Genomic DNA, 13,148 nt, shown 5'->3' on the forward strand with positions numbered 1-13,148 from the left:
TGATACTGGAAAAACTCCTCACATACACCTGTTGAAGTCTAAGGAATTTTGATGGCAAAAGATTTTATTTTTACATCCGAGTCAGTTTCAGAAGGTCACCCAGATAAAGTCGCCGACCAAATCTCGGATGCCATGCTGGATGCTATATTACAAACCGATCCCAACCCGGACAGGGCACGTGTGGCATGTGAAACGCTGATCAAGACCGGCGCTGTCATCGTTGCCGGCGAGATCAGCACCGAGGCATGGATTGATCTTGACGACCTGGTCAGAGAGGTTGTGTGTAATATCGGTTACACCAGCTCCGACGTTGGTTTCGACGGTTCCACCTGCGCGGTAATGTCCCTGATCGGCAAACAGTCCGGTGATATTGCGCAGGGTGTCGATCGAACCAGCCCTGAAGAACAGGGAGCCGGCGACCAGGGAATGATGTTCGGCTACGCCACTAATGAGACTGACGTGCTGATGCCGGCACCGATCACCTACGCCCATCGGTTGGTTCAAAGGCAATCGGAAATACGCAAGGCCGGAATCCTGCCGTGGCTGCGTCCGGATGCCAAAAGCCAGGTCACGCTGCGTTATGAGGACGGCAAGGTCAGCGGTATCGGTGCCGTGGTACTGTCGACCCAGCACGATCCGGATATCGATAACGCCCATCTGCGCGAAGCTGTGATGGAGAATATCATCCAACCGGTCCTGCCCAAGGAGTGGCTGGATCAATGCCCCCAGGAGAAGATCCATATCAACCCGACGGGCAGCTTTGTCATCGGTGGCCCGGTGGGTGACTGCGGTCTTACCGGACGTAAAATCATTGTAGATACCTATGGTGGCTCCGCACGTCATGGTGGAGGCGCATTTTCGGGTAAGGACCCATCCAAGGTTGATCGTTCAGCCGCCTATGCCGGCCGCTACGTGGCGAAAAACGTTGTTGCCGCCGGACTGGCGGACCGCTGTGAAATCCAGGTCTCCTATGCCATCGGCGTGGCTGAACCCACCTCAATCATGATCGAGACCTTCGGCACCGGTAAAATAGCCGATGAGAAGATTGCGGAACTGGTGCGCCGGAACTTTGATTTGCGTCCCTACGGCATTCTGAAAATGCTGGACCTCCTGAACAGTGACCGTATCCAGTACAGAAAGACCGCCGCCTACGGACATTTCGGCCGTGAAGACGAGGGATTCACCTGGGAGCTCACGGACAAGGCAGAACAGTTGCGGGAGGATGCCGGACTTTAAGTTTAAAACAATTTTGAATTGATGTGCTCGCTGTACTCGCTTCTTTATTAAATTTCCGGAGTCTTTTGGCGATAAAATAACCCACGCGGAGCGCGCTCAGCAATTCACAATTCAACATTCATAATTCATAATTGAACTTCCTGACCGAGGAGCGCTGCAACGGGTGAACATCCGCCAGGCTCGGAAGGGATGCTTGATGCAATCAACCGCGCTCACTCACGATAATCAGGAGATGACTACCATGAGTGAGTTGACCAATTACAAAGTTACCGATTCGTCAAGTCAGTTTACCGACTATAAGATCGCCGACATATCACTGGCCGACTACGGACGCCGTGAGATTGCCATCGCTGAAACCGAGATGCCCGGCTTGATGGCGATCAGGGAGAAATACGCCCCACAACAACCGCTCAAGGGAGCCCGCATCACCGGTTCCCTGCATATGACGATTCAGACCGCTGTACTCATCGAGACACTGGTTGCCCTTGGTGCCCAGGTTCGCTGGTGCTCCTGCAACATCTTCTCTACCCAGGATCATGCTGCTGCGGCGATTGCCGCCGAAGGGATTCCTGTCTATGCCTGGAAGGGAGAGACATTGGAAGAGTATTGGTGGTGCACCGAGCAGGTCCTCAATTGGCCGGACGGCGCTGCCCCGAACATGATTCTCGACGATGGCGGTGACGCAACCCTGCTGGTCCATAAAGGGGTTGAATTCGCCGATTCAGGTGCGGTTCCCGAACCTCAGGATGACGACCCCGAGGAGTGGCGTGTAATCCTGGGGGTATTGAAACGCAGTCTCGAAGAGGACCCCAAGCGCTATCACCGTATGGCGGAATCGATAAAGGGCGTCACCGAGGAGACCACAACAGGTGTCCATCGACTCTATCAGATGATGGAACAGGGTACGCTGCTCTTCCCGGCCATGAACGTTAACGACTCGGTCACCAAATCGAAGTTCGATAACCTATACGGCTGCCGTGAATCCCTGGTCGATGGCATCAAACGCGCTACCGACGTGATGATTGCCGGAAAAATTGCCGTGGTCGCCGGTTACGGCGATGTGGGCAAGGGTTGCGCACAGTCATTGCGTGGGCTGGGGGCTACAGTATGGATCACGGAAATCGATCCCATCTGCGCACTCCAGGCAGCGATGGAAGGCTATCGCGTGATCACCATGGAAGAGGCGGCGTCCCAGGGTGATATCTTTGTCACCACTACCGGCAACTTCAAGATCATCACCCACGATCACATGGCGGCGATGAAAGACCAGGCGATCGTGTGCAACATCGGACACTTCGACAATGAGATAGACATTGCCGGCATCCGCCACTATGCCTGGGAAGAGATCAAGCCCCAGGTGCACCATGTCATCTTCCCGGACGGCAAGCGCATTATCCTGCTCGCCGAGGGCAGATTGGTCAATCTGGGGTGTGCCACGGGACATCCAAGTTTTGTCATGTCCAACTCTTTTTCCAATCAGGTATTGGCGCAAATTGAGTTTTTCACCCAAGCGGAAAACTACAAAAACGAGGTCTATGTACTGCCCAAAAAACTGGATGAAGAGGTAGCCCGGCTACACCTGGAAAAGATCGGCGCCCATTTGACGACCCTCACCCAGGAACAGGCTGACTATATCGGCGTGCCTGTCGAAGGACCGTATAAACCCGATCACTACCGCTACTGACAGGTGCAGTTGAACCGGAATCGACTGATCCGCTTGCCAATCTGGCGGGCAGTTCCGCCATGCTGATCACTGATCGCGCATCAGGGTGCGGCTCCGCTGCATCCTGATGAGCTTTTCCAGCGACAGAGGCCAAATTAGAATTCAGTGCTAAATAGACCCAGCTATGCATACAGAACATCAACAACGAAACTTCAGCTTCGAACTCTTCCCGCCAAAGACGGAAAAGGGTTTGGAAAACCTCAAACTGAATGTAGCTGAGCTGAACACCAAGCAGCCAGCCTACTTTTCTGTAACCTATGGTGCCGGCGGATCCACTCGGCAGCGGACATTCGATACTGTAGAGTGGCTGATGGATGAACAGATTACCACTGCCCCCCATCTCTCCTGTATCGGTGCCAATCGGGACGAAATTCTACAGATTCTCGAACACTACAAGTCGATAGGCATTCGCCGTCTGGTTGCGCTGCGAGGCGATCTGCCCTCGGGCACAGGACTTGGTGAGCTAGGTGACCTGAACCATGCCAATCAACTGGTGGAACTGATCCAGGAGACCTATCCTCGCTTCTTTCATATCGAGGTCGCAGCCTATCCCGAGTTTCATCCCCAGGCGAGCAGCCCGGAACAGGACCTGATTTATTTCAAGCGCAAGGTAGAAGCAGGTGCGGACAGCGCCATTACCCAATACTTCTATAATGCCGATGCCTATTTTCGATTTCTCGATAACTGTCAACAGCTGCAGATCGATATCCCAATCGTCCCTGGCATAATGCCGATAACAAATTTCACCCAACTGGCCCGTTTCTCCGATGCCTGTGGTACGGAGATCCCCCGCTGGTTGAGAAAACGGCTTGAAGGATTCGGTGACGACCTGGAGGCGATTCGCAGCTACGGTACCGAGACCGTAATCCGGTTATGTGAGCGCCTATTGGAAGGGGGAGCACCGGGACTGCACTTCTACACCATGAATCAGGCTAAACCGACCCTTGCTATCTGGCAGGCTCTATCACTGTAAACGCCGGGTCAATAACAGGCCCTAGGGCCTGTTAACACCAATCCGATCAGCCCTAGGTAGGAACAGGATGCGGTTCTCCGGGAGAGGGTCGATTGACACTTAATCTGCACTGTTCGATGATTGCATCCAGCATCTCCGGTTCAACAGGTTTGGTCAGAAAACCGTCCATACCCGCTTCCACACAACGATCAAACATCTCGTGCACACTGTTTGCAGTCAATGCATAGATCGGCATATAACGATGCTTGGGTTCGATGCTTCGATAACGCCGTGTAAATTCCAGTCCATCCATGTTGGGCATGCGCAGATCGATAAAGGCCAACTCATAGTCATCATCGGAAACCGCTTGCAGTGCCTCGCTGCCATCCTTGGTTATCCGCACCCTGTGACCGCGTTGGGTTAACAAGGTGGAGATCACTTTTGCCGCAATGGCGTTATCCTCGGCTAACAGTACATTGATACCCTGCTTATCCCCCGATTCGATGTCAGCCGGGTATAGATTAAGTTGCCGGCTCGATCTGATACCCAGTGCCCGCATCGCCATCTGGGTAAACTCTGATGCGAGAAATGGTTTGAACAGGGTATTTTCAGGGTTTTTGATGACGCCCATATCCTGCATATGACCACGATACCCGGCGATGATTAGAGGCAGTGTGGGCACTACCGCATGAGCCTTATAAAGAATCTCCTGTATGGATGTATCGTGTAATGAATCGCAGACCATCATTAACTCAACACTGTTGTCCAGGCTGGCAAGAAAATCACCTGGACGATTGGCAGTTATCACCTTCATGCACAGCTCCCGAGCAACTGCGCTATGCAACTCCATTGCCTTGGAATCCTCCTCATAGATGAGTATGCAGCGACCCTCTAGCTGAAAAGCCTCCCCCTCTTCCACCTGACCATCCCTCATCTGCAGTGGCAGCCTGACACTGAAGGCGGATCCCTCGCCCAACTGGCTGACGACTTCCACCGTCCCACCCATCAGCCGAGTCAAATCACGCACCACAGTTGTGCCCAGTCCCGCTCCCTCAAAACGGCGTGCATTGCCGATATCCGCTTGCCAGAAACTCTCGAACACTGCCTCCTGGCGGTCTTGTGGAATACCGATGCCTGTATCCTCTACCCTGAGCAGAATATGGGGTTGAGCCAAAACCCCGGGGTCTTCCACCTTATCCAATTCGACGCGAATGTATCCTTTATCGGTAAATTTCACCGCATTACCCAGCAGATTAAACAGAATCTGCGAAATCCGTAGCCTGTCACCAAACAGTTCCTGTCCCACGTTTGGATCCACATGGCAGAGGAGCTCGATTTGCTTGTCATGAGCCATTTCTGCCTGGCTTGAGATAACACTCCTGACCAGGTTGCGAATATCGAACCATTCAGGCAGTAGTTCGAGTCTGTTGGCGTCGATTTTGGAGAGATCGAGCACATCACTGATCAATGACTTCAGCAGATGGGCCGATGATTGGATCGAGTGGAGATACTCTTTCTGTTCCATATCCAAGGGTGTTCCCTGCATCAGGCGGGTCATGCCGATAACACCGATCAAAGGTGTACGCAGCTCATGTGTCATGGTTGTCAAGAAATCACCACGGGCCTTCTTTGCGGACTCCGCCTCCTGTTTGGCAAGGTAAAGTCGCCTCAAGAGAAAATATTGATAGAGGGGGATCACCAGCAGTAGCAACAGGAAAAAGAAGGCATCGAAGCCATGGCTCTGCCAAGATTGCAGATAGATCAGCACCAGATTGTAAGCACTGAAATTGAGCAGGGTTGCCATCAGCAGGAGCCGTTTACCATATCTGGTCCCATAAGAGAGATAGATCCAGAGATAGATGAGGTAGAAAGGGCTGATGGCATCCGATGTCAGGACGATTGCCAGGCTGGTTGCGCTGACATCGACCACCAGCATGATCTCCTTTCTGAACGGCAATTCATGTCTGTATCCAACGTTGATCAGCACTGCCAGGAAGAAGACAAAATAGCACCCATACAGGCTCAGATAGAGACTCGCACCAACCGGGTAGTAATCCGTGGATGTACCCAGCCACATAAACAGGATACTGAACAGCCATATGGCCAGTCTAACCAGTGCCTGTTGGTACTCTGAGTTTGACAACAGCTCAGGATCGGAAAGTTTAGCGAACATATGTGTGTCATCCCTTTCTAGACTCAAGCAACTCCATGCTGGCGCCTGTCAACTCCCATTCAATCACAGCTGATGGGCTGGGGCTGTTTTTCAGCCCGACGGCAGTATCATTCGCTCATATTAAGACTACTGGATTTCGTTCATTCCGCATTGCTGGACGAAAGAACAGTCTTGGCAGTACCGAATGGATAAGTGTTAACAGACCCTAGGGCCGCCCCTCTACACCACAGGGGTTAATATCAATGTAACATGATAGCAAGAAACAGGCTCTTTTTTTACATCACGCAAGTAATTGATATAAAAGGATTAATATAATCTGAACCAATAACGCATCCGGCTGTGACGAGCAACATCAGGTAACCCGAGCAATCTCCTCCTAAGTTCTTGCAGCAATCAGCCGATGTCTATCTTATCCGGACGAAACCCGTCTGGCAGTCCGGAATATCAGAACCGTCACTACCCGTAATATGTAAGGCTGAAAGCGATGTATATTAAGAGGCCAAGCCAACACAACCAGGAAAACACGCTGCATCCCTCGGATCGGCGTACCATCAAGCGTCGTCACCTGATCTACTATCTGCGGGTATGGCAGATTGATCAAAACACAGTGATGGGGCATGTGGTTGATATCAATACCGAGGGCATGATGCTGATCAGTGAAAGCCCGGTAAAGACCGGTGAAGAGATGCACCTCGAGCTCCGCCTGCCTGACAGCGAGGGTGAACTCAGGTCCATGAGATTCAAGGCAATCTGCCGTTGGAGTGATAAAGATATCAATTCCGCCTTTTACGATTCGGGATTTGAATTCATCGACAAATCCCCGGAGGCAGGCGAGACACTGCAGAAATTGATCGAAGAGTACGGGTTTACCGATTGAGCCCCCAATAAGTCGAAATACCCGCGATCCCCTGAGCGCCGGCAAGTTTCGCCTGCCTCAGCGAGTCCGACTGCATACCACCCAATGCGTAGACAGGTATATTGACTCGATCGACCCACTCCGTGAAACGAAACCAGCCCAGAGCCTGGGCATGAGGATGCGAATGTGTGGGCTCGACAGGTGAAAGCAGAGCATAGTCCAGCTCCAATTCGGCTGCCCGTGCCAGTTCTTCAGGGTTGTGGCAGGAAGCACCCAACAGCCCTGCACCGGAGGGATGGTGCGCCAGCGCCATCAGTTGTCGTGCCGTAAAGTGAACGCCATCGCCCTCTCCCCGCCAATCCACCACCCTCTCGGGCCGATTGATGATGAGTTTGACCCCCCGTCCGTGGCAGCGGGGTAGACAGGCGGACAAAAGCTCACGGTAACCTATATCCGTCAAGCCGTGTGCCCGTAACTGCACAATACCCACACCAAAATCCAGCGCCCTGTCCAGCCGCTGCAGAAAATCTTCCAACCGATCAACATCCCCGCCCGTAATCAAATAGCGGCTCGGTAACTGCAATGCGGTGATCACAGGCCGATCGGCAGCGGGAAAACTGCCTGGCTCCATTTCCCCCGGCAACAGCCATTTCAAAGGCTGCCCCTCGAGTCCGCTGGCTTCACCCTGATATCGAGTGACACGAAAAAACTCGAGCAGCAGGTTGCGATCGCCGTAATCATGCCTGACCCGAATTAGGGGATCACACTCGAGCGGCACGATGCCGAGTTCCTCTTTGAGCTCCCTTGCCAAGGCCTGCTGTATCGATTCGCCCGGCTCGCATTTGCCTCCCGGAAACTCCCACAATCCGCCCTGGTGCAGATGATCGGCACGCCTGGTCACGAGCACGCGAGCTTCGCTGTCGAAGATGGCTGCTGCGACTACATGGATCATTGTATGTGGGCTAACCTGCGGTCTGAACGTTTGAGGTCTGTTAATTGATCAGCATGCCTGGAAAGGATTCGCCAACGCGGCTTCATGCTGAAACCGTTGAACAGTATAGGACACTACGTTAGGTACGGTACTCAGCATTGATCTTGACATAGTCATAGGAGAGATCACAGGTCACTATCCGCGCCAACATATCACCACGCCCGAGCATGACACGAATGGTAAAATCATCACGACTCATCACCGAAGCACCCGCCTGCTCGGTATATTCCGCGGCCCGGCCCCCGTTGCGCACGATACAGATATCATCGAGCCAGATCTCGACACGGTCGATATCAAGTCCGGCAAGCCCCGCACGACCCACCGCTGCCAGAATCCTTCCCCAGTTGGGATCGGAGGCGAAGAGTGCTGTTTTGACCAGGGGCGAGTGGGCAATGGTGTAGGCAACATCCCTCGCTTCGCTTTCATCGGCCGCCTCTTGCACCAGGATATCCACCAGCTTGGTTGCTCCTTCACCATCGCGGACAATATCCCGCGCCAGCTCCATACAGAGTTCCGTCACTTCATCCACAAACCTCTTGTAGAGATCGGATCCACGCTCTGTCAGCGGCGCAATGGTGGAAGCGCCACTGGCCATCAGCACACAGGCATCATTGGTTGAAGTATCGCCATCCACTGTAATACTGTTGAATGATGGCTTCACCGCATCATCCAGACAGGCCTGTAACAACGCCTGGGAAATGCTCAGATCTGTGGCCAGGTAAGCCAACATCGTTGCCATGTCGGGACGGATCATGCCGGATCCCTTGGCCATGCCTGTGAGACGTACCTGCACACCCTCAAACTCAAAATGGCGTGAACGCAGTTTCGGTCGGGTATCGGTGGTCAAAATGGCCCTTGAGGCGGTCTCCCATCTATCGACACTTAAGTCGTCAATGGCAGCGGGTAGCGCATCGTGAATGCGTTCGACTGGCAGACTCTCACCAATCACCCCGGTGGAAAAGGGCAGCACCTGATCCGCTTGACAGGCTGCGGTCTCCGCCAATCCCCGGCAACAGGCATTGGCATCCCGCATACCCTGATCGCCGGTCCCTGCATTGGCATTTCCCGAATTGATCAGCAGATATCTCGGCGGTCTGAGCGCCAGATGTTTTTTAGCGAGCTGAACCGGTGCGGCACAAAAGGCATTGCGGGTAAACACCGCTGCACAATTCGCCCCCTCCGCCACTTCGATGATCACCATATCATCCCTGTCGGGATATTTGATTCCTGCCGCCGCCGTGCCAAGCCGTATACCGGGGATGGCGAATTGAGTGGCGCTCATATCAACTTATACGACCATGGCACTGCTTGAATTTCTTACCCGATCCACAGGGACAGGGCTCGTTTCTGCCGATCTTCCGACCTTCGCGAACAAACGGCTGTTGAGGCTCCCGCGCATGTTCCTCCATCTCTGCAGGTGCAGCCGCCTCTTCCGGCAGTCCCTCGAAAGTCTCGTGCTTGAATTCGAACTCATCGACCCTTGGTTGCCGCTCCTGGATTGCCATCTCTTCCGGCATCTGTACCTGGACCTTGGATAACAGACCCGTCACCTCCTGCTTGATACTCTCCAGCATATTGGAGAACATCTCGAAGGCCTCGCGCTTGTACTCCTGCTTCGGGTTCTTCTGTGCATAGCCGCGCAGGTGGATACCCTGACGCAGATAGTCCATCGCCGCCAGATGCTCCTTCCAGTGACCGTCGAGGGTCTGCAGCATGATCGCCTTTTCGAACTGACGCATGTTCTCGGCCCCGACCAGGGTCTCCTTGTCCTGATAGACGCCCTGCAGGATCTGGGTGATCTTCTGTTTCAGGGTCTCCTCATGCAGATCGTGCTCCTCATCCAGCCACTGCTGGACCGGCCATTCACCGCCAAACAGTTCGTTCAGCGATTCACTCAATGCTGGAACGTCCCACTGTTCCTCGATGCTATCCCTAGGTATATGGCTATGAAATACCTCATCCAGAACGTCACTGCGCAAAGCCGTGATTGATTCGGAGATATCTGAGGTATCCATCAGGTCATTGCGCTGTTCATACACGACCCGCCGCTGATCATTGGCCACATCGTCATATTCCAGCAGCTGTTTACGGATATCGAAGTTACGCCCCTCCACCTTGCGCTGGGCATTTTCGATCGCCCGCGAAACCCACGGGTGCTCGATCGCCTCGCCCTTTTCCATACCGAGTTTCTGCATCAATCCACCCACCTTGTCGGAGGCGAATATGCGCATCAGATTGTCCTGCAGAGAGAGATAGAAGCGACTCGATCCGGGATCGCCCTGACGGCCTGAACGACCACGCAGCTGATTGTCGATACGCCTCGATTCATGGCGTTCAGTACCGATCACATGCAGGCCGCCGGCATCCAGTACATGTTGGTGGCGCTTCTTCCAGGCCTCCTTGTGCTCATCAACTTCGGCTGGATCAGGACTGTCTCCGAGTGCCTCCAGCTCAGACTCCAGATTGCCCCCCAGTACGATGTCGGTGCCTCGGCCCGCCATATTGGTTGCGATGGTAACGGCGCCGGGCCGGCCCGCCTGGGCCACAATCACCGCCTCCTGCTCATGGTGCTTGGCATTCAGCACCCTATGTTCCACCCCCGCCTTGTTCAGAAGCTCGGAGACCAGTTCCGAGGTTTCGATGGAGGCGGTACCCACCAGGACAGGCTGCCCCCGTTTCACGCAATCCTGTACATCTTCAAGGATCGCATCGTACTTCTCTTCAGGGGTCAGGTAGACCAGGTCACCCATATCGTCCCGGATCATAGGCATGTTGGTCGGAATGACCACCACTTCCAGACCGTAGATCTGCTGAAACTCGAAGGCCTCGGTATCCGCGGTGCCGGTCATACCCGAAAGCTTGTTGTAGAGACGGAAGTAGTTTTGGAAGGTGATCGAGGCGAGCGTCTGATTCTCATTTTGAATCTCGACGCCCTCTTTCGCTTCCACCGCCTGATGCTGACCGTCCGACCAACGCCGGCCCGGCATGGTACGGCCGGTGAACTCGTCGACGATGATGACCTGACCGTCCTTGACGATATAGTCCACATTGCGTTGAAACAGGGCATGCGCCCGCAGGGCGGCATTCGCATGATGCATCAGAATGATGTTGGATGGATCATACAGACTGGCCCCTTCTTCCAGCAGTCCCGCTTCAGTCAGCATCTCCTCGAGATGCTGATGTCCCTCCTCGCTAAAGAAGACCTGACGCGCCTTCTCGTCCACCGAGAAATCGCCTGGACCGAAATCGGGTTTGCCCTCCTCGTTGGTGATCGGATCCTGCCGGGTCAGGCTGGGAATGATCTTGTTGACCGCCTTATAGAGCTCCGAGGAGTCCTCTGTCGGCCCGGATATTATCAGCGGTGTACGCGCCTCGTCGATCAGGATGGAGTCCACTTCATCAACGATGGCAAAATTGGGTGGACGTTGCACACGTTGCTCTGCACTGAAAGCCATGTTGTCCCGCAGATAGTCGAAACCGTACTCGTTATTGGTGCCGTATGTGATATCCGCTGCATAGGCCTGCTGGCGGGAGACCGGTCTCAGATGGGGGTATCCGCCATTCTTTGCATCATGCTCAGGATCATACAAATAGGAGGAACTGTCAGGTCCCATGCCCCCTGAGGAATTGATGACGCCAACGGTCAAACCGAGAAAATCGTAGATACGCCCCATCCAGGCGGCATCGCGCCGTGCCAGATAGTCATTTACCGTCACAACATGGACACCCTTGGCCGGCAGGGCATTCAGGTAGGCCGCCAGGGTAGCCACCAGGGTTTTACCTTCACCGGTCCTCATCTCTGAGATTTTTCCCTGGTGCAGAACCATGCCACCGACCAGCTGAACGTCAAAATGACGCATCTGCATCACCCTGCGGCCTGCCTCCCGTACCACGGCAAAGGCTTCATTCATCAGGTTGTCCAGGGTTTCTCCCGCTTCCAGGCGGGTACGAAATTCGGAAGTCTTTGCCTTTAATGCCTCATCAGAGAGCTTCTCAATATCAGCCTCCAGGACGCTGATCTGGGAGACAGTCTTTGACATGCGTTTGATCAGGCGCTCATTTCGGCTGCCGAAGATCTTCTTGAAGATGTTACTTACCATTAATCGGGGTTTCCGTCACAGATGGGAAATTTGTGGATGATACAGCAAGCGGTGGAATTGCTGAAGGTTGGGGTGAGCCGGATTGCGGCCGCCTAGGCTATGTTGACATCAATCATGGGGATCGATTCAATCAAATTCTGGACTAAATTCGGATTTTTTTACGTTGTAATGGATCAGCCCTGGTTCCGCTTGTTGAGAATATAGCGAGTGGGATCGATCGTCTTTCCGTTGCGTACCACCTCGAAATGGACATGGGGGCCCGTGGAGCGACCGGTTGAACCCATCTTGGCGATAACCTGCCCCTGCTTGACACGATCACCGACCTCGACCAGGATCTCCTTATTGTGACCGTAGCGGGTAACGTATCCTTTACCGTGGTTGATCTCGATCATCTCCCCGTAGCCGTAGCGCTTTGCGGACCAAGTGACAACACCGGCCGCGACAGCAACCACATCCGAACCGTCCTTGCCGGCAAAATCCATCCCTTTATGCATGGTACGCTTGCCGGTAAAAGGATCATTTCGCATGCCGTAGTATGAAGATATCCAACCCTTGTTGACAGGTCGCCCGGTGGGATGGACCGACTCCTCCAGATTGGAGTTCATGATCAGATCCTCGACCAGGGCAAGTTGTTGATGGCGATGGTCGATCAATTGCTCCAGTTGTTCCATCTCCCGTAACAGATCGGGCAATGCCGATTGCTCGGTGTGGGAAGCCATCACCTCGGGACCACCCAGCGCAGGCGGTTCGTCAAAGCTGAACTCGCCTTTATCGAGTCCACCGATATTGACCAAACGCTCACCGAGCGCATCCAGACGCAAAAGTTGCGATTGCAATTGACCTAGGCGGATCGCCAGGGCATCGATTCCACCCTGGGTGTCGGATTTGGCATCCTCAAGCAATTGACGCTCCCTGGTAAATGTCTGCTCCAGACTGGCCACCAGTTGATGCTCGGGAAACTCCGTATCATTGACACCCATCTGGTAACCAAGCCACAGCATGCCGGTCCCGAAGAGGGTGATCAATCCAATCACAAGGGAGGCACGCAGGCAGCGCACCAGCGTGCCGCAGGTCTGTCCAATTCCGCGTAAGTATATGATATTCATTGTTAAAACAG

General features: G+C 53.9%; 9 protein-coding genes and 1 riboswitch. Of the genes, 4 read left to right on the forward strand and 5 right to left on the reverse strand.

Translation table 11 applies throughout. The annotated features are described in order from the left end of the window. Positions 1-51: 51 nt before the first annotated feature. The 3 genes from metK (at position 52) to metF (ending at position 3,932) form a co-directional block, all read left to right on the forward strand. A complete protein-coding gene (gene metK, locus AB8516_RS08940; RefSeq protein ID WP_369159963.1) occupies positions 52-1,236 on the forward strand; it encodes a methionine adenosyltransferase in 1,185 nt (394 codons plus the stop codon). A gap of 140 nt (positions 1,237-1,376) precedes the next feature. Next, positions 1,377-1,457: riboswitch (S-adenosyl-L-homocysteine riboswitch) on the forward strand. Between the two features lie 20 nt (positions 1,458-1,477). Further along, on the forward strand, positions 1,478-2,920 hold the full coding sequence (gene ahcY, locus AB8516_RS08945) for an adenosylhomocysteinase (RefSeq protein ID WP_369159965.1): 1,443 nt from the start codon (positions 1,478-1,480) through the stop codon (positions 2,918-2,920). Positions 2,921-3,083: 163 nt separating this feature from the next. After that, complete coding sequence (metF, locus tag AB8516_RS08950; protein ID WP_369159967.1) at positions 3,084-3,932, forward strand: methylenetetrahydrofolate reductase [NAD(P)H]; 849 nt, start codon at positions 3,084-3,086, stop codon at positions 3,930-3,932. Between the two features lie 52 nt (positions 3,933-3,984). Here metF and AB8516_RS08955 read toward each other — a convergent pair whose 3' ends face one another. Then, positions 3,985-6,084, reverse strand: a complete 2,100-nt coding sequence (locus AB8516_RS08955; RefSeq protein ID WP_369159969.1) for an ATP-binding protein — start codon at positions 6,082-6,084, stop codon at positions 3,985-3,987. Positions 6,085-6,568: 484 nt separating this feature from the next. Here AB8516_RS08955 and AB8516_RS08960 point away from each other — a divergent pair, with 484 nt between their 5' ends. Continuing rightward, complete coding sequence (locus AB8516_RS08960) at positions 6,569-6,961, forward strand: PilZ domain-containing protein (RefSeq protein WP_369159971.1); 393 nt, start codon at positions 6,569-6,571, stop codon at positions 6,959-6,961. Here the strand turns inward: AB8516_RS08960 and AB8516_RS08965 are convergent. The 4 genes from AB8516_RS08965 to AB8516_RS08980 all read right to left on the reverse strand — a co-directional run bounded on the left by AB8516_RS08965 (position 6,951) and on the right by AB8516_RS08980 (position 13,137). Further along, positions 6,951-7,892, reverse strand: a complete 942-nt coding sequence (locus AB8516_RS08965; protein WP_369159973.1) for a Nudix family hydrolase — start codon at positions 7,890-7,892, stop codon at positions 6,951-6,953. The genes AB8516_RS08960 and AB8516_RS08965 overlap by 11 nt on opposite strands. Before the next feature lie 118 nt (positions 7,893-8,010). Beyond that, entirely contained in the window at positions 8,011-9,213 is a 1,203-nt protein-coding gene (argJ, locus tag AB8516_RS08970) for a bifunctional glutamate N-acetyltransferase/amino-acid acetyltransferase ArgJ (protein WP_369159976.1), read from the reverse strand. A 1-nt stretch (position 9,214) separates the two neighbouring features. Then, on the reverse strand, positions 9,215-12,031 hold the full coding sequence (gene secA / locus AB8516_RS08975) for a preprotein translocase subunit SecA (RefSeq protein ID WP_369159978.1): 2,817 nt from the start codon (positions 12,029-12,031) through the stop codon (positions 9,215-9,217). Positions 12,032-12,204: 173 nt separating this feature from the next. Next, a complete protein-coding gene (locus tag AB8516_RS08980; protein WP_369159980.1) occupies positions 12,205-13,137 on the reverse strand; it encodes a M23 family metallopeptidase in 933 nt (310 codons plus the stop codon). Positions 13,138-13,148 lie beyond the last annotated feature (11 nt).

This window comes from Candidatus Thiodiazotropha sp. LNASS1 (assembly GCF_964212655.1).
GTDB lineage: Bacteria > Pseudomonadota > Gammaproteobacteria > Chromatiales > Chromatiaceae > Thiodiazotropha.